The organism is Salicibibacter halophilus, assembly GCF_006740705.1.
Classification (GTDB): domain Bacteria; phylum Bacillota; class Bacilli; order Bacillales; family Marinococcaceae; genus Salicibibacter; species Salicibibacter halophilus.
In genome coordinates this window covers 3,101,801-3,125,069 of record NZ_CP035485.1, presented here as the reverse complement: position 1 = coordinate 3,125,069, position 23,269 = coordinate 3,101,801, and the positions used below count along the sequence as shown (strand labels likewise).

Genomic DNA, 23,269 nt, shown 5'->3' with positions numbered 1-23,269 from the left:
AGCAGTAAAACGCCTATATGCGGCAAATGGAAAGGGCCGATCCCTTAATAGATCAGCCCTCCCCTCCTTGCTCTTTAGCTTTCGCCCCAAACTTCATCCGCGACTTCCTTGACATGACGAAGTTTTGCCCATTGCGCTTCTTCCGATAAAATGTTGCCTTCTTCAGTGGAAGCAAAACCACATTGCGGACTGAGCGCCAGCTGTTCAAGTGGTACGTACTTTTCAGCTTCCTGAATGCGGCTTTTCAATGCCTCTTTATCTTCAAGTTTACCTGTTTTTGAAGTTACAATCCCAAGTACAATTTTCAAATCAGTACGGTTGACATACTGTAAAGCTTCGAAGGTACCGGAACGTTCATCATCATATTCCAGGAAAAGACCATCGACGCCAACTTCCTGAAAGACCGTTTTCGCGACCGGATCATAGCTGCCGGTTCTGATCCACGTGGAACGAAAGTTTCCGCGGCAAATGTGCATTGTCACTGTTAAGTCATCCGGACGATCGGACAATGCTTCATTAATGATCTCCTTAAACCATTGTTGTTTGTTGTGTTTTTCCTCTCTTTGCTCTTCCGTATCGTCCTCGGTTGGCAGTATATGGGCCCATCCCACGTCATCGAGTTGCAAATAACGGCAACCTGCGTCATAAAACGCATGAACAGCTTTTTTATAAGCGGCAGCGAGATCTTTTCTGAATTGGGACCGGTCGTCATAAACACCCGGCACAAAATGCTCGTCCGCATAGAGCATACTCGGACTCGGAATGGTTTGCTTAGCCACGTAGTCCTCGCCAACAAGGCTTTTTAAGTGCCGAAAATGCTCGAGGAACGGATGGTTGTCCGGAAAATCCAACTCCCCGTTAATCCGTACAAGCCAAGCCTTCGTTTCCACTCCTCGAAATTTGTAACCATGTTCCGGTTCGTATCCTTCTACCCCGTCAAACCCTTCCAAAAAATCCAGGTGCCACCACGCTCGGCGAAATTCCCCATCGGTAATGGCCGTGAGACCCGCTTCTTTTTGTTTTTCCACAATCGCACGGATCTCTTCATCTTCAACCTCGCGCAATTGTTCCGCCGTAATGGCACCGGTTGAACGATCTTCTCTCGCTTTCTTCAATCGTTCGGTACGCAAAATGCTTCCGACATGGTCTGCACGATAAGGCGCGTGCGTTAATGATATTGACATCTCTCTCCTGACTCCTTTTTTTTAGAAAACTTATACAGGTCTTACCTGCTAAAAAAATAAGCCCTCTCTTCCGAAGAAAAGAGGGCTGTACTCGCGATCCTCTTATCTTCCTGGCGTTAGCACCTTCCACTATCGTGGGGTTGCTGAAGCGTCGTTGGGCCAGTCCCTCTGCTTCTCTTTATAAGAAACCTGAGTATTTTGTTCTGAATAATAGTCTATCAAATTTTTCGCCATTTGCAAAGCTTAAAAAAGAGAGATAAGGCGTTCGAATGACCGACGTTTTTCATGAAAGTCATGGATATTCGTCAAGATCAACCATTCGTCATTGTGATAGAGATCCGATAAGTAGCATAATTGTTTTCGAACCGTCTCAGGGCCACCGATAATCATCCGTCTGCGATTTTCCTGTATTTTTTGTTGGTCCCTTTCGGTTTTTTTGGCCGCTTTCGCCTCTTCCACACTAGGCACACGGCTGTCCAACCCCTTTTCCGTTCGCAACAGCCACATATCTTGGCTCGTTGCCAGCTCTTCCGCGTGCGCATCCGACGCTCCGCAAATGACAAAGATGGCTGTTAACGCGTGCGGGGCATTTAAATTTCCGGGGGCAAACTGTTGGCGGTAAATCTGATGGGCGGCTTGTCCGCGAGTGGGTTCGATAAAATGCCCGTATACATATCCAACCCCGAGACGGGCCGCGACTTCTGCACTGTTTTCCCCAAGGCCCAAGGAGTAGATAGAGGGAGGTGTGCTTGTCCGTGGCGTGGCCCGCACCCCATTTGATTGTTGTCCATGCACATACCGGACGAGGGTTTCCAGCTTTTCCGGATATGCGCTTAATTGGTTTTCTTTTCCATCAGCCAGCGCAGAGCGAACCCTTTCGCCCCCTCCGGGAGAACGGCCCACGCCTGCTTCAATTCTCCCCGGAAAAAGCGCTTGTAATTGCAGGAGCTGGGCAGCAACTTTATAGGGGCTGTACTGCGGGAGCAAGATCCCGCCGCTTCCTACATGCATTTGTTTCGTACGGCTTGCCACGGCTGCCATCATTATTTCCGGAGCACTCGATGCCATCCCCTTCGTCGCGTGATGTTCGGCAAACCAAAAGCGTTTGTATCCCAGTTGTTCCGCATATTGAGCCAGGGAGATCGTTTCCTTGACGGTATCTTCTGCTGTCTTGCCTTTAGGAGTAGGCATTTGCTCCAAGATTCCTAGCTTCATCGTTGATCCCGCTCCCTGACATTTCCGTTAATCATTTTTAATTGCAGCCAGTTCCTTCTCCAAGCGATGGATTTGTTTTTTCATATCCGTTATTTCTTCTTCCATGAATCGAAGACGACCTACCGTAACTCGTCGCTCATCCGGTCCGGTAGCGCCAACCGGCGTTTCCTCTTTCCGTTCATCGTAACTGAACTCTATATTTGGGTTATCCCCGTGCACAGACTTGATCGCATTGGCAATCACTTTTTCGTAACGCGTTTCCAACCACTCCGCAGCAAAAGCATTCGCTGCCTTAATCGTCCACACGTGATTTGTGATCTCTAGCCTCGTACCTTCCAACCATGTTTGAAAAGCCGGCTTGGAAATTTTTAATTCCAAGACTGCCAAAACCTCCCTCCAAACGTGTTCGTTAGCCATCATGCGCCTCCATTTTTTAGAAAGTAAACCTAAGGCATCGTTCTTTACAATTTCAGCTCCTCAATGCTACATCGCTTTGGAACTATTCATTCATTCTAGCATATTTAATGTTCCTATGATTGAATGTAAACTTGCTATTGGCCTGTGTAGACTCGCGACAATGGAAATCTCGGACAATTTCACAGTAATCCCCGATCAGATTGTCCGAGCTTATAAATAGTTCGGACAGTTTTGTATGTATCAGCAAGCACAGTGTCCGAAGTGAGATAAACCTCGGACACTTTTGCAAAAGAAACCAAGTAAATTGTCCGAACTTATGACGAAGGTCATCACACTTCTGCCAATTTTTCCCGCTCTTCCACATCACGAATGACAAAACGGCTTTTCGGAATCGTTGGCATGCGCACCATGCTGTAGCTTAGATCCTGCTCAGGGACGTCATACGTGATATGATTGGTTAAAAACTCCAAGCTTGTTTGCATAAGCATCACCGTAATCCATTCGCCGGCACAACGGTGCCCCATGTAATGGTCCCCTCCCCCTTGTGGAACAAATGCAAACGGACTCCCTTCCCATTCCTTGAAACGTTCGGGCATGAATACATCAGGATCCTCCCATAAATCCGCGCGATGGTTAATCCCGTGAACATCAAGCATAACAAGCGTATCCTTTGTAAAGGGATATCCTTTCCAATGAAAATCTTTGCGAGCAATCGCCCCCAACAATGGTGTAAATGGATAATATCTTCGAATTTCCTGTACAAACATTGTCGTATATGTGTCATCTCCGGCACGTAATTTAGGTAATGTTTCCGGGTGATCATGTACCGCAAGCGCCCCGAAAACAACATAACGGCCAATCGCGACAATCGGCCTTAGCACATTAATGATTTCAACAGCGGCCGTATGGGTATCCAAACGTTTTCCTTTATGATCGCGATGAAAAGAAATAATATAGGCAGCTGTATTTTCAGCAGGTTTTTGTTTATTGGCGCGAATTTGTTTGACTATCTTTTGTATCCATTTTTCCGAACTATCCCTCGCTCTCTTGCCGCGACGGTTTCGTTCTCCCACTCCTCCAAAGGCATCGATCATTTGTCCAAATTCCCGTGCCCGTTGTCCGACTTCTTCTTCCGACAAATCAATGCCTGCCCATTCACATGCAGCGCGACACATGACTTCTTCCGCTTCATAAAATAAAACAACCCGGTCTCTTTCCTTCCATTCATCGATCTTCTTTTTCCACTGCTGCATCGTTATTTTCTTAATCTCTTCCAAACGTTCCGGTGTCATTAACGACAAAAACATCAGCTTTCGATGTTTATGCTCTTCATCATCCAATCCTTGCACACCATGTTCACCGAACAAAGATTTTCGGATCCGCCGTGGTGCCACACCTTCCCGCTTAAAATAATTCTCGTCATAAAAAAGCCGCGCCGCTTCTTCACCGCTAATGAGAATCGCTTTTTTACCTAGAAGGCGCGTTTGTATGATATCGGATTGCTGATTCCGCCGCCTGTTTGGAATGTATCGGTACCCTTCATTCAATAATGTTAACGACTGGTCCAACCCTTTTTCTTTTGGGATTTGCTTCGTCGCTCTCGTCATTGTTATGCCTCCTCCACGATTATTTTTTCAACGGAAGGGAAAAACATGCGTTTTCTGCTTCATGGCAAAAAATTCAACATACATAATTAAGGAGAGACCACAAAAGGCCTCTCCTCTTCTTCTCTATTTTTGCAATTACATACCCGCTTCATACTGGAGACGTTTTGATAACTCCCGGAATTGTTCTTCGTCAAATCCCGGAGCAAATTCTTCCGGAACATGTTCAAGATCCGGAATTTCACCACCTTCGGGAAGGCCGTCGACGACTTCAAGCTCGCCTGGCGGTCCAACCGGTGTCGGTCCATTCCAGATGCGGTCGAGCAATTTGTAATCGTCGTCGCTAAAACGGAATAGCTTTCGGTGGGTTCCTTTTTCTTCGTATTTTCTGGCATGGTCATATTTTGAGTTATCCAAATCGGGGACAGGCAACATTTTCATCATGTTCACACCTGTAATTTCTTCCAGCGCTTTCGCATAAGCAACTGCATGGACACCTCCGCGTACGAGCAAATAACCTGCAAGCTCACGAGCAGTTTCATTGTCCGTCATTTGATAGACACGCATTTTATGTGTGCGTGCCCCGCACTCCAGATAGAAGTTATGCAGCAGATCATTGACTAAGTTGCCGCTGGAAAACACGTTATCCCCAGTCCAAGCTTTTCCGGCAGAATCAGCCGGTATCGCGTTTTGTCCACCTAAAATAAAATTAAACTTGTTTTCATAACCCATTACCGGAGCAAGTGGTGTATCGTCCGGATTGGTACTGCCATTCCCAACAGAACCATCAAGATTTAGATTGATCGTATTCGACACTAACTCCACGTGACCGATTTCCTCAGCCGTAATATTGGCGATAAGCTCATAAAATGGCCGTAACTTTTTCTTGGATCTAAAATTAAACGACTGAAACATATAGTTATTCAACGTTGACATTTCACCGAATCTACCGCCCAACAGTTCCTGCACAACACCTGCTGCTTCGGGATCTGGTTGATCTGGTCTAGGAAGGTCGATTTGCAGCTTGTCCACTCGCTTAAACAAAGGAATACCTCCTATAGATATAGTGATTGATGTGAAATGCCACCACAGTAAACCCATTCCCCTTGTTTATGGAAAAACAAACCTATTATTATCAATAAATTCCTTACGGTAACAATTTTCATATAAGTGCATCATAAACAAGCCTTGCTGCCATAATGAGGACGGTGAACAAAAGAATCCATTTAATCAGTTTTGTTTTGCTTCCCATAATAATTTGACTGCCGAGCCAAGCGCCACATGCATTCCCCCCGGCTAGCAGTAATCCCAACGTCCAGTTTACTTCTCCGCTTATGCCAAAAATGAGCAGCGAAACAAACACATACGAGCCGCCGACCAATATTTTGACGCTATTGGCATGGATAAAAGATAATTGAAATACGAGCAAAGCCGTAAAGACAATATAAAACCCTGCTCCTACTTGAATAAATCCGCCGTAAAAACCAATCGCAAAAAAGATAAGTAATCCTAACAGTTTCCTTGATATGGATAATTTATGTTCAGACCCCGGTCTTTTTGTCGGGTCCCATGCAATAAAAATGATCGTAACAACCATCGTCACCGCCAGAATAAGTTGAAAAAGTTCATCACCGATGGCAACAGCTGCAAATGCCCCCAACACAGAGCCAATCACAGCCGGTACCATGACCATTGCACTTACCTTTTTTTCCAATTGGCCTTTGTGCCGGAAGGCCAGCACCGCAATAATCGTTTGAACAACGATGGCCACACGATTGGTGCCATTTGCTTCTGCGGACGGCAGGCCAAGAAAAATCAACATCGGCAGCGTAAGTAAGGAACCCCCTGCTGAAACGGTATTAATGATGCCCGCGACTAGTCCAACAACCAAAATAACCGGATAGGTCCATATATCGATATCCATCGTAAACCCTCTTTTGCCTCCAGATGTTTCCACTATAGCATATTATGAAAACCGTAAAGAAAAAGCGAACATGGGCGTCATACCTCATGCTCGTTTTTTGAACGGCCACCAGTTCTTTTCCCCTAAAAGCGTAGCGACTGCCGGAACAAAGAGCGGCAACAGAACGAAAGAATAAAACAGCAGCCCCAACACGATGAGCGTGCTGATTTGCATAAGTGTTAACACTCCGGAAGCCATCATGGACGCAAATGTCCCTCCTAAAATCAGGGCGGCTGATAACACTGTTCCACCGACTTTTTTCATGCCTTCGATCATCGCCGTTTTCAAATTCGGGTCATCTTCCCGTGTTTCATTAAAACGTGTAAGAAGAAAAATGGAGTAATCAACCCCCAGTGCCATTAATAATACAAATCCAAAGAATGGAACTGCCCACATCAGGCCATCATAATTTGCCAAATCCGTGAATATCCATTCCGTAACCGCTGCTGCCCCAAAGTAAGCGGCCACTAATGAAAAAAGGACGTACATGGGGATAATGAGCGAACGAAAAAGAACGCTCAAAGCAAGAAAAATGCCGGCCAGCATAATCGCCGCTGTCGTCATAAAGTCTTCAGTCGTGATGTCATTCAGATCTCTATTTTCGGCGGCAATGCCATCTGCTAAGATGGTAGCGTCTTCAAATGGGGTTTCTTGAAGCGAAAACGCAGCAACATCTTCAATACGTTCCACCGTTTCGATCGCTTCGAACCCATAAGGGTCGTCTTCCATCGTCACTTCAACAAGGGAGACCACGTGCTCATCAGGGGTGGCATAGTGATCCCAAAGCTCGTCAAAATCATCATCTTCCATCATTTCGTCGGATATAAATATACCCTCGAGTGGATGGGAAGGCTGCCCGGCCATATCCTCGGTAAACGACTGCATGCTTTCAAGCCCTTCGATCACTTCAAGCGTACCTTCATCAGCTTCCTGCAACCCTTCCTCGATTTCATCAAGCCCTGCTTCTGCTTCATTTAATCCTTCCGATAACGCTTCGTGGCCTTCTTGAAGTTCTTGGAGCCCATCATCCAAATCCTCTACACCTTCATGCATCGCTTCCAAGCCATCTACGGCCTCTCCCATACCGACCGCCAGGGCTTGAACTTGATCCTGAATCTCTGTTAACTCATTTTCAGCTTCTTGTACAATTCCCTCCGGCGACGGAACATCCAACTCATCCAGCGGTGTATCCAGAGCGAGAAATTGCTCGATGTCTGCCAAGTCTTCCTGAGCATCTCCCAATTCCGTTTCTATCTCCGCTCTCGTCTCTTCGACCTCATACAGAGTGTCCACAGCATCGGCTATAATGGCTTCGCCTTCTTCCATGCCGGTGATCATTTCTTCCACCGTGTCGGAGATATTTGCTTCCGGCGGCTCTTCTTCCAGTTGATCATTTAGCTCTTCGAGCGACGTCCGCCAATCTTGCAAACGTCCCTCAAGCTCCTCTTCAAAAGCCGAAGGGTCAAAAGCAAGCGCTTGAACGGCTTCTCGCGCGTTTTGCAATTGTTCCTGCCGTTCAGCAATCTCCGCCAACGCTTCCTGTCGGGCGGTTTCTGCATTCTCCAACTGTTCTTCTACTGTTTCCATGCCGGGTGCCGCATCTTCGATATTATTTAGCGTATCTTGGTATGCTTCGATTTCCTCATAAGCTTCCCATACTTCAGCTTCCGCTTCCTCAAGCTCTCCGGCCATTTCCGTTAGGCCTGCTTCCAATTCCTCCACACCACTAAGCGCCTCATCTGTTCCCTGGATTAGTTCCTGTACGCCCTCCTCTGCTTCAGACAGCTCCTCGGCTCCTTCTGCTATGCCTGACAGCATTTCTTCATGGCCTTCTGAAACTTCTTCCAGCCCTTCGATGCTTTCCTCCAGGTTTGAAGTCAGCTTTTCTGCTTGTTCAGGAATCGTAATTGCATCGGTACGCTCCCCCTCCGGCCGAGTGATCGTCCGAACATCATCGACACCTTCCGCTTTTTCTACATTGAGCGCCATCATTTCCAAATAGGGTAGCGCATTTGCATTTTCCCATGTGCCTTCCGGCGCTTCTACAGCCAAAGTTGTAAAGAAAATATCGCCTTCCCCGAATGTGTCCGCGATCAAATCATAGGCCATAATCGAATCGTAATCCCCTGGAATCTCTTCAACATTGTCAAAAGAAACGTCATTATCATAGAGAAAAAATAAAGGGACCAGAATGATCGCCACGAGCACAAGGGTGAATCCCGGCCGGTAGACCGAGAACGTCCCCAGTTTCGTCCAGAGCCAATTGTTTTCCTGCTCTTGTTTCGGTTTGCTCGGCCAAAACATCTTATTGCCGACAAGGCTCATCATACTGGGGAGCCACGCCCATATCCCCACTGCAAGGACAACCATCGCGACCGCGACGCCGACCCCTGATTGATAAATGTCAAAATCCGCGAAGCCAATCGTTGCAAAACCGATAAATCCGGTGATCACCCCATATAACACGGTTTTTGTCGAGGCTCGGAATGTCCTCAACATCGCATCATGGGCCTCCCCGCTTTTAGGCATTTCCTCCTGAAATCGCCGCATCAATAAAATACAGTAATCCGTCCCTACCCCGAAAACGACAGCCATAATAAAAATCTGCGTATAATTGGATACGGGAAAACCGATGCCTTCTATGAGAAAAGCAACGATACCGATCGAAAAAATATAGGCAGTCCCCAGTAAAAAAAGAGGTAGGATCGGTGCGATCGGGGACCGAAAGATGCTAAGTAAAACAATAAACACTAAAGCGACCGTAATCCATTGAGCGGTAACCAACCCTTCCTGAGTCGAATTATCCAAGTCTTCTTCGATAACCGGGGCTCCTGTTTGATAATGCGCGAGCCCCTCTACTTCCGTATTTTCATCAATTATCCCGCGATACGCTTCATACTCGCCATCATCGAGGTCCATTTCGAGCATCACGAGGAAAAGTTCTTCCTCTTCACTTACGAGCTGTTCTTCCTGTTGCTCGCCATCGAAAGGGGAGACAATGTCATACAACGGCAACTCCCCGGAATCATCTTCTAAAGCTTCTACCACATCTTCGATGCCATCCGCTTGTGCTCGCGACAATCCTTCTTCTTCGTAATAAGCTATAATCACTTCTTCCCCTGAAAACCCGCCGTCCGCCTCGATCAATGCTTCGAATTGCTGTGTCGGATAGGCTTCGGGAATTTCCACTTGCCCCTCTTCCCGAACCAAATCTTCCATGTCAGGGGCAAGTAAAAAAAGAACGGAAGCCAAAAGGGCCCACACAATCGGATAGATGATTAAACCTGTTTTTCCAGTCAGTCGCTGTAACACGTCGCTATTCACCTCACACTTACCTTATCGTATAGGAATATCCAATTTCCCGTAAAGAAAAATAGCAACGCCCGTGGTCCCTTTTCGATGGTGTGTTCACGAGCCACATTTCTTGAACGTAAAGCAACATTCGCTATATAATGATGAAATACTAATCACTCATTGTCTTACTCATGGAGGGCTCATCTTGGAACCTATTACCGTTACCCGTGTGCAAACATTAATAGATTCGTTTGCCAGAAAAGATGTTTATTTACATTTAGAAACGACCAACGGTGCCTATGCGTCTCATTTTGACCAGTCTTTCTTTTCGGCGGGCGCCTATATACGTAACGCGCACATTAATTACAAACACGGAAAGATTACCGGGGATGGTCCTTACCGCGTCGGCTTGGAGCTGGATATTGGGTGGGTGTACGGAGAAGGACTCACACATTTCGAGCTCAACGAGAATGGCCAACTCATTCTCGCCGGATTAAACCATGAAGATAAAATTGCCGTTACGCTGGAACTTTCCGAGCAACCGTTTAAAAAATAAAGGGGCTGATCTAGGTGAAAACAGAACGTCACGTACTTGTCATTTTCCCCCATCCCGATGATGAAGCATTCGGCGTTTCCGGGACCATCTCCGCCCACATTGCCAACGGAACACCGGTCACGTATGCTTGCCTTACCCTCGGAGAGATGGGAAGAAATATTGGAAATCCACCGATTGCCACACGTGAATCCCTTCCGGACGTACGAAAAAAAGAATTGGAAGAAGCAGCGGAAGCAATGGGACTCACCGATTTACGAATGATGGGGTATCGAGACAAAACCATCGAATTCCTCGCTCCCGGTGTGCTCAAAGGCATGGTGGAGGAACTTGTCGCAGAGCTAAACCCAACGCTTGTCATTTCTTTTTATCCCGAGCATTCGGTACACCCCGATCATAACGCCACGGCTGAAGCGGTCGTTGAAGCACTTGCCGATATGCCAAAAGAGACAAGGCCAACCTTTTACGCCCTTGCCATCACTCTTGATAACCCGGATGTTGTCTACTCGGTAAAAGATTACATGAAGGAAAAGCTCCAGGCATTACAGGCCCACCATTCCCAATTCGGTGCTACCTTTGCCGAACGGGAAAAGCACTATCGAGATGGAGACCCTGAAATTGCGGAGAGCCTGGAAAACGAACGTTTCTTTAAATACAAATTTGCAGATGACACATAAGCACCGGCCGTGTTTGGCGCGGTGCTTTTTTATGTTTTGCTTTCCGTATTCACGAGAAGAACCTGAGCGTCCCCATTCAGACCAATATATTCTTTTAACGCTGCGAACGCTTCATTTTTGCTGATTTCATTCAACAAGCCTAGCGAAACCGCACCGGCTTCTCCAGCCACGATCTTTGGGTCATTTTCCATCGATTGGCCGAGCAGATGCATCCCCTTGACGGCAACGGAATCAGGGCAAGTCACAAATACATCGGCGATCGTTTTCAATATATCCCAAGCGAGCGGGTTCACTTCGCCGCACGCGAGGCCTTTCATATCGGAGGTAAGATCCCCGCTCGTTTTACGAGCTTGCCCATCCTCTGCTAACGCAGACTGGTATAAACAATCTGCCTTCGCCGGCTCAACAATGACAATGGTTATCTCGTCCCCAAATATTTGCTTACAAAGCCCTGCGATCGCCCCTGCAAACGACCCCACCCCTGCCTGTAAGATCAAATGTGTCGGTTTTCGTTTTTCCTGAATTTGTTCCAGAACTTCCGCAACAATCGTTAAATACCCCTGCATGATCCGGCTGGGGAATGTTGTATAACCTTCCCAGGCCGTGTCCTGGGCGACGATCCAATCTTCTTCTGCCGCTCTATCTTTAACAAATTGCACGGAACAATCATAATTGCGGTCGGTAATCTCCGCTTCGGCACCTAAAGCTTGCACTATTTCCAGACGCTTACGTGAAGCGCCTTTCGGCAAATAAACCTTGGCATGTTGGTTGAAAAGTTTAGCGGTCCATGCTAATCCTCTTCCATGATTTCCGTCTGTCGCCGTCGCGAATATCCGGGGAGGCCGTTGTTGCACAATATTTTTTACGCTGGAAAAGTCTAAAGTTCCATCCGCTACTTTTTCGAAAAAATGAGCAGCCAACGCAAAAGTGGATCCCAACACTTTGAAAGATCCTTGTTCAAACCTTACACCTTCATCCTTTACGACAAGCCCACCAATGCCTAGGTTGTATGCGAGCGCCTCCATTTCATATAAAGGGGTGGCGGCATACCCGGGCACACTTTTATGAAAAGCAGCCGCTCGGTACATCGCTTCCTCGTAAGCGTCAAATAGAATACACATAGGAATCAAAAGTCATCCGTGCCATAATCGCCTTAGAAATGATTGCGGGAGGTTATGTGATGACGCTGAAAGACAAGAGAATCGAGTGGAAAGCTCGGTATGATGCCTGGAAAGAAAGCGGACAACGTGTGGCCGAATGGTGTCGTGAGCAGGACATCAACGTCAATCAAATGTATTATTGGGTCCAGCGATTCAAGGATGACAAGATATCATCGGAACCGGATTCAACCCAATGGCTGACGGTCCAAGTCGACGATGATGATCCTATACCTTCCGGAGGATCGGAACCTATCTTTATTCACTACGGTGCCATCTCCGTCGAAGTAAGGCCGGGCGCCCATGTTGGGTTATTATCCGATATCATTCATGTGTTGCGAAGCCAATGTTGAATGTATCATTCGAGCGCGTGTACCTGGCTCGGGGAAACACGGATCTTCGCAAATCGATCGACGGTCTGGCCGTTATTGTCCAACAATGCTTTGATCTCGATCCTTTTTCCCCTTGTCTGTTCGTGTTTTGTAATCGGAAACGTGACAAGTTGAAAATCCTGCAGTGGGAGCACAACGGCTTTTGGCTCCATTACCGCAGGTTGGAAAATGGCACATTCCATTGGCCATCGGAAACAGAAACGGCACCCATGACCATCAGTCCGCGCCAACTTCGGTGGCTGCTGGATGGTTTGCCCATCGAGCAGAGGCAGGCCCATCGGGAGGTCAAAGCGCGTACCATTCTATAGAACATTGAAATTTAGAAATACGGGCATTCGACTGGGCAAGTTGGATGCTTTTCCGTATACTTATGGTATGGCACATACAGCGCAATCATCAAACCCATCAATTGCATATTATCGAGCGCAAAATGAAAAGCTTGAGCTGGAAAAAGAGGCGTTGGAGGCTAAAGTCCAATGGTACGAAGAACAATTTCGCCTAAGCCAACAACGCAGATTCGGATCTTCCAGTGAGAAGACCGATGAAGACCAGCTCTCTCTTTTCAATGAGGTCGAAGGTACATCCACCCCGACGGTTGAAGAATCAACGGTCGAAACGGTTACATATAAACGCAAGAAACAGCGTGGCCAACGCGAACAAAAGCTCGAAAACCTGCCGACGGAAACGATGGACTATCATTTATCCGATGAGGAGCAGGTCTGTTCGTGTTGTGGCGGAGCCCTACACGATATGAGTACGGACGTGCGAAAAGAATTAAAGGTCATTCCAGCGCAAGTGAAAGTCGTGGAGCACGTCCGCCATGTCTATGGCTGCCGCCATTGTGAACGCCATGACATCGAAACGCCTATCGTGACAGCGAAGATGCCGGAACCGGCATTTCCGGGAAGCTTAGCCTCTCCATCCGCCGTGGCTCATGCCATGACCCAGAAATATGTGGAAGGCATGCCCTTGTATCGGCAAGAGAAACACCTGGAACGTTTCGGTGTATCTATCCCCCGCCAGACTCTGGCCAATTGGATGATGTCCGGTGCCAACACGTGGCTCGAGCTGATTTACAACGAAATGCATGCCCAACTATTAGAGCTGGATGCCTTACACGCGGATGAGACAACCTTACAAGTGTTATCCGAACCGGAACGATCGGCAACATCGAAGTCCTATATGTGGCTGTTTCGCTCCGGACAAGCCGATGTGCCCATGGTGCTGTACGATTATCAGCAGACCCGGGCGAATAAGCATCCCCGCCGATTCCTGGATGGCTTTCAGGGCTACCTGCATGTCGATGGTTACGCAGGATACAATGGCCTTCCCCATGTCCGTTTGGTCGGCTGTTGGGCGCATGCGCGTCGTAAATTCACGGAAGCGCTGCAGGCATTGCCTGAATCCGCAGCCACGACGTCTGTGAAAGCGAAAGAAGGTTTGGCCTTCTGCAATCAGCTTTTTGACATTGAACGCCATTTAAAGGACGCAAGTCCACAAGAACGCTATGAAAAGCGTTTGGAACGCAGCCAGCCCGTACTGGAGGCTTTTTTGGCATGGCTTCAAGAACAAACGCCACATGTATTACCAAAAAGTGCGCTTGGCAAGGCGATTAAATATTGTCGTAACCAATGGGAGCGTTTAGAGGCATTTTTAGAGGATGGCCGATTGGAGATCGATAACAATCGAGCCGAACGATCCATCAAGCCGTTTGTGATGGGGAGGAAAAATTGGCTGTTTAGCAACACCGCAAAGGGAGCAAAATCCAGTGCGATGATCTATAGTATTGTGGAGACAGCCAAGGAAAACGGATTGAATCCATTCCACTACCTTAGCTATTTGTTTGAGGAACTTCCCAATATGGATACAACAGATCAAGCGCAATTGGCTCAACTTCTGCCATGGTCCAAAACACTCCCGCAAGAATGTTTCGTCCCTAATCAATCTAAATAAAGCATACATGACATCCCCGCCTGTTATTAGGTGGGGATTATTTGACGCTTACGCTTCCTCGCTTATTATTTCATTGCATACCGAATGACTCTGCCTATGCTTATTCCCTGTCCATGAAATATACTTCATTTTCCCAACCCCCTTTTAAGTCTACTGAAGAGCTTATCGTATTTTATCTAAAAAAGAAAACCACGAACGTTTCGAACAAAGTAACATATAAAAATCCCCTCGGTTGAGGGGATTCATAGTATAGGCGCTATCCGAAAAAGGCTTCCGCTTTTTCCAGCTGTCCTTCTTGTTCGGCCGGCAAGTCATTTTCATCGACGATTGCACTGACTGGGCAAGCAGCAACACACGCCCCGCAATCAATACACGCATCCGGATCAATATAATATTGATCCGACCCTTCTTCAATACAATCAACCGGGCAAATCGTTACGCATTCGCCGGATTTTTCATCTTGGCATGCATCCATGATGACATAAGCCATAGTAATCCTCCAATCTATCGTTCAAAGACTACTCATATTGAGCCTTATCTACATTTAAAAAGTCTAATGCATTCAGACCGTGGATGTTTTCTTTCTCCTCGGCACTCAATGTTGTTAATGTATCGACCACTTTTCCGGATGGAACTTCACGTAATAAAAACGGGTAGTCCGAACCGGCAATAATTCGGTCAGCTCCAAAACGGTCGATCATAAATTGCAGATTATTTTCATCGTAAACAAGTGAATCATAATAAAGAGATCGCACGTAATGACTCGGTGGTTTTTCCGTCTTTCTGATATCTGGCCAAACGTTCCAGCCTTGATCCATTCGCGGAAGCAAATATGGCAGGGAACCTCCACCGTGGGCAAAACATATTTTCAAATTCGGATATTTATCCAACATTCCGCTCATAATGATACTTCCAGCTGCTAAGGCTGTTTCGGAAGGCATTCCGACCATGTACATGAAATTATGCCGTGGAAATCGTTCTCTCCCCAATGTTGCCCAGGGATGAACAAATAACGGGACCTCCCATTCATGTGCAGCTTGGAAGAAGCGATCCAATAATTCATCATCCAGGTTTTTGCCGTTCACGTTGCTTCCGATTTCAAGGCCTTTTAACCCTAATTCCGTAATGGCTCGTTCCATTTCTTTTATTGCCAGATCAACATCTTGTAAAGGAACCGTGCCTAGACCGATAAATCGATCCGGCTGCTCATTTACTGCTGATGCAATAAAATCATTTTGGAATTTCGCCATTTCCAGCCCTTGTTCAGCTTCTGACCAATAAGTGAATGTTACCGGTATCGGGGACAACACTTGAATGTCTATGCCTTCTTTGTCCATATCTTTCAATCGTTCGTTAGTATCCCAGGCATGATTTGTGATCTCTCTAAATTTATTTCCTTTGATCATGATGTTGGCACCGCAACTACACGTTTTCTCCAGGACAGGCCAACGGTCATCCCCGTATTTCTCAGCTAAATTCAGGAAATCCTCTGAAATAATATGCGTATGAAAATCCACTCGCAAAGTTCGTTCCACAACTAACGCTCCTAGTAGTCATAGTATGAAAGATTTACTGTTTACTCTCCCATTTGCACTCCATACGTAAAATACGTTTCAGGCGGTGTGCTTCCCCACATTTCCAGACCTAATTCACCGACATCAGAGTCCCATTCAACCGCTTGCCAATCCGGGGAAAAGATTAAGAGACCGCCTGTCCAAATTTCTACGCGGTGGCCGGAGGGTTCAAACACATAAATGAACTGTGCACCGCTTGTTCCGTGCTTCCCGGGTCCCCATTCAATTTTTATGCCTTCTTCCGCCATTATGTTCGCCGCTCGAATAAGTTCATCGCCGGAATCAAGGTAATACGCCAAATGATGAAAAGCTGCTCCATTTTGATTGGAATTTCTCATAAATGCAATTTCATGGGCAATATTTGTTCTGCTTAACCATGAACCAAGGCGCACATCTTCCCCGTTCTTAATGTAATACCGATGATGGATCCCTAGAAAATCGGTCCACCATTGCTGTTCTTTTTGTACGTCATCCACCATGACATTGACATGGTCAAAACGACGAGGGGACACGCCTTTGGATCGAAACTTGCTCGGGTGGCTTGGTAATTCTGATTTTAAATTCGGGTCTTCTGTAACAAATAATTCTTTCTCCCAATATAATTCAATCGGTACACCTGACGGAGATTTGAAATGAATGCTGTCGCCTAAAGCTTTCTTTTCTCCACCTTCGACCCAGCTGAACGCAATGTTCATTTCCTTTAACACTTTTTCAAACAGATAGAGAGATTCTTTCGAACTTACGCGCCAGCCAACACGATTGACTTCCGACGTATCGGCGGCTTTTAACACCAACGTGTGGTGGTCAAAATCTTGCCACGCCCTTAAATAAGCACGATCCTCTTCAATTTCCGACAATACTAGCCCCATCACTTCTGTAAAAAACCACAATGATTTCTCAAAATTATTCACGCTGATTTCTACATGGCCGATGTGGGCAACGGTTCTTAAATACGATTCCAATCTTTCCTGTGCTGTATCTTTACTAATAATTTCTTCAGCAGCCTTTGACATAATGGTAACCTCCAAGCTACATTATCCGTTTTTTGTCAGTCACAGCAGAGATTAATCCCCTAGCCTATGACTGTTTTTTTCTTCTTTTTCTTGTTCTCTCTCTCCATGATTGTCGTGCTGTGGGCCGTGGTTAGGGATTGTTTCGGATCAATAAATACTTTGGCGTTACTCACAGCAATCGGAGCATCTCCGAAGCCGGTAGCCATTAATTGTACTTTGCCTTCATAAGTGGAAATATCACCGACAGCATAAATCCCCGGAATATTCGTCTCAGCCTTTTGGTTGACGCAAATGCAATTTTTCTCTATATCCAAGCCCCAATCATTAATCGGGCCTAAGTTCGAGATAAACCCGTAATTAACGATAAAGTCATCCGCTTCCAATTCTATTTCCAAATCGGCTTTTAATTGTTGTAACTTGATGGATTCAACATTGCTTTCTCCCACGATTTCAGTTGGCTTAAATGGCGTTAACACATTGACAGTCGATTCTTGCAACTTTTTTACGCTGTAATCGTGTGCTCTAAATTGTTCTCTTCGATGAACAATGGTGACACTGGAAGCAGTTTCTTCAAGCATTAGCGCCCAATCGACAGCTGAATCCCCGCCACCAAAAACAACGACATCCCGATCTTTGAAAGCATTGAGGTTTTTAATGCTGTAATGGAGGTTTTTATCTTCAAAAAGATGCTCGTTTTCCAATTTCATCGGCCTTGGTTTAAACGCGCCATTGCCGGCAGTTATGATAATGGTACGGGAGTAATGGGTTTGTTGGTTTGTTCTTATGACGAATATGTCGTCTTCTTTTGTAACCTCGACCACTTCTTCATTCAAACAAACATCCGTATCAAAATGCTGCATTTGTTCCTCTAGCCCGTCAACTAAATCACTGCCTTTTATCTTGGGAAGTCCGGCGACATCATACACGTATTTGTCCGGGTACAATGCACCCAGTTGACCGCCTAATTCTGGTAAACTTTCAATAATCTTGACGCTGGCTTGCCGCATTCCTGCATAAAATGCGGTGAACATGCCTACCGGACCTCCGCCAACAATCGTCATATCATAAATCTCTTCCTCATTGATCATCGTTCCACCGCCTTTCTAAGTTACCGGTCACAATTATAGGATTAAGCTGATCTTTCCATGCGGCCGTAGACTATCAAGCTGCAAGATCACCTTTTTGTGTTGGATGGCGAGTTCATTATTCTGTAGAACAAGATCGTAATAAGCTTTCCCGATAAATGTGTCCATGACCTCACGTTTCGTTCGGTGGGCCGTAAAGTTTAACTCTACCGAGATTACGTCTGATTCCAGATTGTTAACGATAATATTATGATAGTTTCGCAGAGTCGTTGAATGCGGAAATTCCACATGCGCCTCTTTCTTTAAAAGCCTTTCCGCTCGTTCCTGGAGTCGCGAACGATTATCATGAGCATAAAATAGAGATGTTAAGGGATCGGCATCAGGTTCACCAATGGGTGGTATGAGATAGGTCCCGTCGTCCGTAAACAAATCTGCCCATTCCTTTAATCTCCACTCATCCAATATTTTCGCTTCCGTATAAAGGAAATCTACAACATCTTGACGTGTTACAGTAGTGACCGTCATTTGTAGGCAACCTCCTTGTTAAACGATTCTTGTATTACTTTGTCGTATTGTCTCCAGAAAGCTCTCATTTGAAGTTCATCTGTTGCCTTGGCGTTTCCTTCACCTCTTACCATCCCTTTGGAAACGTCATTCCATTGCACTTCGAGATTATTGGTGTATGCCTCTTGGGCTAATTCCAATGCTTCGTTGTCATCCGGGGTGGCAAACCCGCCTGGGCCTAAGAATTCCAAGAAGTTATTGTTTCTGGCAAGTCGATGTTCTTCATTTTCTGCTTTAGGAGCCAAGGAATAACCGGATACTTCAATATACCCCGGAGAAGTAGGGTAGAACGTTCTGGCCGTGATAGCCATGATGTCATTAATGATCAGATTTGGGAAAATCACGATATTTCGGTTCCAGTTAGCGATACGATTGGCCCGTTCTTCGCCAAACCGTTCCGTCAATTCGGCCTTCATATCCTCCATGTCCTGCTTTAAATCTTCGCTCCATATAGGTGTCCACTGGGCAATCGGTCTCCCCCACGGAGCCACATATTCCATAACCGCATGGCCGTTGCCTAAGTCTTTGCCTTCGCCTTCCAATTTAACTTTCTTGAGGTCAGGGTCTTGGTCTTGCTTAATGTCGAAATACGTCTTGTGTGTCGGCATGCCATGATATAAATCGACACTGTTTTCAGCGAGCAACTTCCAGTTTGTCCTTACGCTATATTCCTGCACGCCACCTAATGCTTCCAGCCCGTATTCAGATTGATCCGCGATCAGGTCAATATATTCTTTTGCACCCGCTAAATACTCTTCTAAGGAGACTGCATTATCGTCAAAATTCACGAAAATAAAACCGCGGTAACTTTCCACTCTATTAACCGCTTTCATGTCCTTAGTGCCTTCGTCATTAAAATCGTCCGGAAAGCCATCACTTCCTGGCATCCCTGCCAACTTCCCATCATTGGTAAAACTCCAGGCATGGTAGAAGCAACGAAAAACTCTGGAATTGCCTTCGTTTTCACGGCAAACTAAAGCGCCTCGGTGCGGACAAGTATTGTATAGGGCTCGAATTTCGTCGTCTTGGCTATGAACGAGCACTAAATTGCGGCCGCCCACCTTTTTCCGTTTGAAATCCCCTTTTCCCGGCACTTCTGTTTCATGGCCAATAAACAACCAGCATTTATTGAAAATTTCCGCGCGTTCCCTTGCCAACATTTCTCTGTCTGTGAAAACACTTCGGTTAACGAGAAATTCATTTTTTTCCGGATTATCTCTTATAATCTCTGTCATGGATATCCCCTCCAATTAATGATATTCCTTAATCTGATGGCGCTTTCAATGTTCATTTATTTTGTCTTTCCTTCCACTCGAAGAGTGCATAAGCACTTACATCATCCAGCACCTATCACTCCCTGTCTTGTTAATGTTTTATTAACTTCATATCTTCATTGTAAAAGCGTTATCATTTATATTACCAATTGAATATCTTTTCGTTTTGCGATTAATTCCAAAAAAAAATTCATACATTCGTTTTTTGTTGCTTATGTAGGAACGATAAACTTTTTAACTTGCTTTCCATCGTTTATAATAAAGATAATAAAGAAGTGTTGTATCCCTTACTATTGAATGAATGCGTTTTCACTACTTAATGAGGTGACAACTAATATGAACGAAAGCCAACTGCAAACGTTTCTTACTGTTGCCGATTACAAGAGCTATTCCAAGGCTGCAGACGCCCTTGTTGTTACACAGCCTACCGTTACTTCACGGATCAAAGCTTTGGAAGATATTTTGGAGATTGAGCTTTTTAACAGGTTCGGACATGAAATCTATTTAACAAAAGAAGGCCATATGTTTATGGATTACGCCAAAAATATTTTGTTATACATTCAATATTCAAAGGAAATACAGCATATCGTGAAAGAACCAGTCATAAAAGTTGGGTTTTCTCCCGGATATTCGTATTCTTTTATTACTGAACTATTAAAAACGATCAAATCAATCGGGGCGATCGATATTCAAGTTGTGGAGGGATATGATTCCGTTAGTTTAAGTGAGAGCGTGATCTTAGGAGAAATTGACATTATCTTCGCAAGAGAAAACTCGCCGAATAACCCGGACATTATTTCCGAATATCTATTTGATAACAACCTAGTGGTTGTTCTCCCATCCAATCACTATTTGACTCAGAAGCAGACACTTCTTTTGGAGGACCTAAATGAGGAAACGATTTTAAGCTTCCGGCGGAACTCGGCACTGTGGAAATTGATTGATCAACAATTGATTGGCGTAAAAAATGTCACACGCATTGATGTCGATAATAATGAAATGCTTTTAAAAGCGGTTGCAAACGATATAGGCATTGGTATTATCCCCAAACTGGGCATTGATGAACGGTATAATGCGGAGGTGAAAATACGGCAAATAAACGAAATTTCCAGCATCCCAAACCATGTCTATGTCCAATACCGTAAGAATTCCCGCATCAATCAACTAGCTAAAAAAATTATTTATTCCATCATCAATCACAAATATTCAGAAATTCCTGAGGAAAACTAGGGACGGTTCTTCTTTAGATAAGAGACCGTCCACTAGACGTTTTTCATTTGCCTAATTTTTTCGCACTTGTCCCGCCGATCGCCCAATGTGTTTTCGGAACCTCGTTTACGACAACACGTACATTTTCTTTCGGGGAGCCTAATGATTCACTAACGCTATTCGTGATATTTTCCATCAGTGATTCAATTTGTTCAGGCTCTCTTCCTTCCATGATTTGCACATTTATAAGTGGCAAATCGTCCACCTCCTTGGATCAACAAGCCTATCCCGATTACTCTTTAACAAAAAAGGAAACATTGCCTAATCCGCCGTATTTTACATTCACAAAATCGCCGGCTGTTAGTTTGACTGCAGCGGTCACTCCACCTGTTAAAATGGGTTTTCCTGCTTCTACTTTTTCTCCCTTTTCGCTTAACATATTTGCAAGGCTTGCCACCGACTTCGCCGGATGTCCCAATACAGCAGCACCGGCACCCAAGGATTGAATTTCACCGTTTAAAGATAATGTTACTCCGACGACATCCAGTTCCAATTCTTCCGGTTTTCTTAAATACGTGCCAAATACGGCCCCTGCTGCAGACGTATTATCTGCTACAACATCCGGCAACGTAAAATTGAAGTTCTCATATCGACTGTCAATAATTTCAATGGCAGGGAATACATATTCCGTCGCCCGTAACACGTCAAGGGTGGTTACCCCTGGCCCTTCCAAATCTCTTCCTAAAATAAATCCGATTTCCGGCTCTATTTTCGGATGGATGTAATCGGATATGGAAATGGCATCTCCCTCTTCGACAACCATATTGTCGAAAACATATCCGTAGATTGGGTTGTCCACATTCATTTGTTTCATTTTGGCCTCGCTGGTTATTCCCATTTTCGGACCAACAATATTATAGCCTGCCTCTAGTTTTTGCCGCACAAGTTCTTCTTGAACGACATACGCTTCTTCAATTGTTAATTCCGGGTATAATTCCGCCGTAATTTTTCTGATTTCACGCTTTTCTTTTTCGGCGTTATGCACATAGTCGGCCAGAGCTTTCACTCGATCTTTGTCCATGGTCGCTTCTTCCTCCATCGTATGATTATGATTAAACAGAAGTTTTGTTCGTTTCAGCAAGCTCAGCTGCAACGTCAATGATCATGTCTTCCTGCCCGCCAATAATTTCTCTTTTCCCCAATTCAATGAGTATGTCTCTCGATTCGACGGAGAATTTTTCCGCTGCTCGATTCGCATGTAACAGGAAGCTGGAATAGACTCCGGCATAGCCTAACGTTAAACTGTCACGGTCTATTTCCTGAGGTTTTTGCAAGATCGGTGCAATGATATCTTCCGCTACATCCATGATTTTATAGAGATCGATACCGGTTTCAATTTCCATTCGATCAAGCACACCGATTAATACTTCCGTTTGCGTATTCCCTGCACCGGCACCTAAACAACGGATGCTTCCATCAATCCGGGTAGCCCCTTCTTCAATGGCTGCCAATGTGTTCCCCATCGCCAAAGACAAATTATTATGCCCGTGAAAACCAATGTTTACGCTTAAAGCCTCGCGCAGGGCTTTAATTCTTTCTTTCACTTGATGAGGCAAAAAGGCGCCTGCCGAATCAACGACGTACACCGTATCTGCTCCATAGCTTTCCATCAATTTTGCCTGCTCGACTAATTTTTCAGCAGAAACCATGTGACTCATCATTAAAAAGCCTACGGTTTCCATTCCCAGCTCTTTTGCTGTTTGAAGATGTTGTTCGGAAACATCCGCTTCCGTCACATGTGTGGCAACCCGTGCCATGTTTGCGCCTAGGGCAGCCGCTTCTTTTAAGTCTTCAATCGTGCCAATTCCCGGAAGCAGCAATACGGCAATCTTCGAGAAATCGGTAGCCGAAACAGCGGCTTCAATCAGTTTAAACTCATCTGTTTTAGAGAAACCGTATTGTAAGGAAGAACCTCCCAAGCCATCTCCATGAGCAACCTCAATATAAGGCACACGTGCGTCATCGAGGGCTTTTGCCGCTGCTGTGACTTGCTCTACGGTATATTGGTGACTGATGGCATGGCTCCCATCGCGCAAGGCAACTTCGGTAATTTTGATGTCCGTTTCTTTCGTCATGTTCTT

At 45.5% G+C, this 23,269-nt stretch carries 22 protein-coding genes, 1 pseudogene and 1 riboswitch; of the genes and pseudogenes, 6 read left to right on the top strand and 17 right to left on the bottom strand.

The features are described from left to right. Positions 1-74 precede the first annotated feature (74 nt). From EPH95_RS15165 to EPH95_RS15135, 7 genes are all read right to left on the bottom strand, one after another. A complete protein-coding gene (locus EPH95_RS15165) occupies positions 75-1,184 on the bottom strand; it encodes a 5-methyltetrahydropteroyltriglutamate--homocysteine S-methyltransferase (protein WP_142090871.1) in 1,110 nt (369 codons plus the stop codon). Between the two features lie 99 nt (positions 1,185-1,283). Then, positions 1,284-1,371: riboswitch (SAM riboswitch) on the bottom strand. 56 nt (positions 1,372-1,427) lie between these two features. Further along, complete coding sequence (locus EPH95_RS15160) at positions 1,428-2,399, bottom strand: LLM class flavin-dependent oxidoreductase (RefSeq protein ID WP_142090870.1); 972 nt, start codon at positions 2,397-2,399, stop codon at positions 1,428-1,430. 27 nt (positions 2,400-2,426) lie between these two features. Then, on the bottom strand, positions 2,427-2,819 hold the full coding sequence (locus tag EPH95_RS15155) for a DnaA N-terminal domain-containing protein (RefSeq protein ID WP_142090869.1): 393 nt from the start codon (positions 2,817-2,819) through the stop codon (positions 2,427-2,429). Positions 2,820-3,145: 326 nt separating this feature from the next. Beyond that, positions 3,146-4,423 carry a CYP152 family fatty-acid peroxygenase CypC gene (locus tag EPH95_RS15150; RefSeq protein WP_142090868.1) on the bottom strand — a complete coding sequence of 426 codons (1,278 nt, stop codon included), beginning with the start codon at positions 4,421-4,423 and terminating at the stop codon, positions 3,146-3,148. Between the two features lie 135 nt (positions 4,424-4,558). Continuing rightward, on the bottom strand, positions 4,559-5,464 hold the full coding sequence (locus EPH95_RS15145) for a manganese catalase family protein (RefSeq protein WP_142090867.1): 906 nt from the start codon (positions 5,462-5,464) through the stop codon (positions 4,559-4,561). Between the two features lie 118 nt (positions 5,465-5,582). Then, positions 5,583-6,344, bottom strand: a complete 762-nt coding sequence (locus EPH95_RS15140; protein WP_142090866.1) for a sulfite exporter TauE/SafE family protein — start codon at positions 6,342-6,344, stop codon at positions 5,583-5,585. Positions 6,345-6,428: 84 nt separating this feature from the next. After that, on the bottom strand, positions 6,429-9,695 hold the full coding sequence (locus EPH95_RS15135) for an MMPL family transporter (RefSeq protein ID WP_142090865.1): 3,267 nt from the start codon (positions 9,693-9,695) through the stop codon (positions 6,429-6,431). Between the two features lie 187 nt (positions 9,696-9,882). Between EPH95_RS15135 and EPH95_RS15130 the strand changes: the two genes are divergently transcribed. Further along, a complete protein-coding gene (locus tag EPH95_RS15130) occupies positions 9,883-10,233 on the top strand; it encodes a YojF family protein (RefSeq protein ID WP_142090864.1) in 351 nt (116 codons plus the stop codon). Positions 10,234-10,247: 14 nt separating this feature from the next. Next, a complete protein-coding gene (gene bshB2 / locus EPH95_RS15125) occupies positions 10,248-10,907 on the top strand; it encodes a bacillithiol biosynthesis deacetylase BshB2 (protein ID WP_142090863.1) in 660 nt (219 codons plus the stop codon). Between the two features lie 29 nt (positions 10,908-10,936). Here bshB2 and EPH95_RS15120 read toward each other — a convergent pair whose 3' ends face one another. Further along, positions 10,937-12,028 carry a diaminopropionate ammonia-lyase gene (locus EPH95_RS15120; protein WP_142090862.1) on the bottom strand — a complete coding sequence of 364 codons (1,092 nt, stop codon included), beginning with the start codon at positions 12,026-12,028 and terminating at the stop codon, positions 10,937-10,939. A 38-nt stretch (positions 12,029-12,066) separates the two neighbouring features. Between EPH95_RS15120 and tnpA the strand changes: the two genes are divergently transcribed. From tnpA to tnpC, 3 genes and pseudogenes are all read left to right on the top strand, one after another. Continuing rightward, a complete protein-coding gene (gene tnpA / locus EPH95_RS15115; RefSeq protein WP_227003902.1) occupies positions 12,067-12,417 on the top strand; it encodes an IS66 family insertion sequence element accessory protein TnpA in 351 nt (116 codons plus the stop codon). Continuing rightward, the gene (gene tnpB / locus EPH95_RS15110; protein WP_142087553.1) at positions 12,411-12,764 is read left to right on the top strand and encodes an IS66 family insertion sequence element accessory protein TnpB; all 354 of its coding nucleotides are present in this window, start codon (positions 12,411-12,413) and stop codon (positions 12,762-12,764) included. The genes tnpA and tnpB overlap by 7 nt, the downstream gene beginning before the upstream one ends. Before the next feature lie 62 nt (positions 12,765-12,826). Beyond that, positions 12,827-14,409, top strand: a pseudogene (gene tnpC / locus EPH95_RS15105) (IS66 family transposase). 256 nt (positions 14,410-14,665) lie between these two features. Here tnpC and EPH95_RS15100 read toward each other — a convergent pair. From EPH95_RS15100 to EPH95_RS15075, 6 genes are read right to left on the bottom strand one after another with little or no spacing between them, the layout of a single operon-like run. Continuing rightward, positions 14,666-14,899, bottom strand: coding sequence for a ferredoxin family protein (locus tag EPH95_RS15100; RefSeq protein WP_142090861.1), 234 nt, complete (start codon positions 14,897-14,899; stop codon positions 14,666-14,668). A gap of 28 nt (positions 14,900-14,927) precedes the next feature. Beyond that, entirely contained in the window at positions 14,928-15,932 is a 1,005-nt protein-coding gene (locus EPH95_RS15095) for an amidohydrolase family protein (RefSeq protein WP_142091636.1), read from the bottom strand. 53 nt (positions 15,933-15,985) lie between these two features. Continuing rightward, entirely contained in the window at positions 15,986-16,996 is a 1,011-nt protein-coding gene (locus EPH95_RS15090; protein ID WP_142090860.1) for a VOC family protein, read from the bottom strand. Between the two features lie 59 nt (positions 16,997-17,055). After that, complete coding sequence (locus EPH95_RS15085; RefSeq protein ID WP_142090859.1) at positions 17,056-18,084, bottom strand: NAD(P)/FAD-dependent oxidoreductase; 1,029 nt, start codon at positions 18,082-18,084, stop codon at positions 17,056-17,058. 33 nt (positions 18,085-18,117) lie between these two features. Continuing rightward, a complete protein-coding gene (locus EPH95_RS15080; protein ID WP_142090858.1) occupies positions 18,118-18,606 on the bottom strand; it encodes an aromatic-ring-hydroxylating dioxygenase subunit beta in 489 nt (162 codons plus the stop codon). Continuing rightward, complete coding sequence (locus EPH95_RS15075; RefSeq protein WP_142090857.1) at positions 18,603-19,880, bottom strand: aromatic ring-hydroxylating oxygenase subunit alpha; 1,278 nt, start codon at positions 19,878-19,880, stop codon at positions 18,603-18,605. Before EPH95_RS15075 ends, EPH95_RS15080 begins: the two co-directional genes overlap by 4 nt. 375 nt (positions 19,881-20,255) lie before the next feature. Here EPH95_RS15075 and EPH95_RS15070 point away from each other — a divergent pair, with 375 nt between their 5' ends. Then, positions 20,256-21,149 (top strand): LysR family transcriptional regulator, encoded by an 894-nt coding sequence (locus tag EPH95_RS15070; RefSeq protein ID WP_160141798.1) that lies wholly within the window; start codon positions 20,256-20,258, stop codon positions 21,147-21,149. A gap of 43 nt (positions 21,150-21,192) precedes the next feature. On the opposite strand, the gene EPH95_RS15065 is transcribed toward EPH95_RS15070, so the two are convergent. The 3 genes from EPH95_RS15065 to dmpG are packed head-to-tail and all read right to left on the bottom strand — an operon-like array spanning position 21,193 to position 23,263. After that, entirely contained in the window at positions 21,193-21,393 is a 201-nt protein-coding gene (locus tag EPH95_RS15065) for a 4-oxalocrotonate tautomerase (RefSeq protein ID WP_405127393.1), read from the bottom strand. Between the two features lie 27 nt (positions 21,394-21,420). Beyond that, positions 21,421-22,209: a 2-keto-4-pentenoate hydratase gene (locus tag EPH95_RS15060; RefSeq protein WP_142091635.1), complete on the bottom strand. Its 789-nt coding sequence runs from the start codon at positions 22,207-22,209 to the stop codon at positions 21,421-21,423. Positions 22,210-22,240: 31 nt separating this feature from the next. After that, entirely contained in the window at positions 22,241-23,263 is a 1,023-nt protein-coding gene (dmpG, locus tag EPH95_RS15055) for a 4-hydroxy-2-oxovalerate aldolase (RefSeq protein ID WP_142090854.1), read from the bottom strand. Positions 23,264-23,269: the final 6 nt, after the last annotated feature.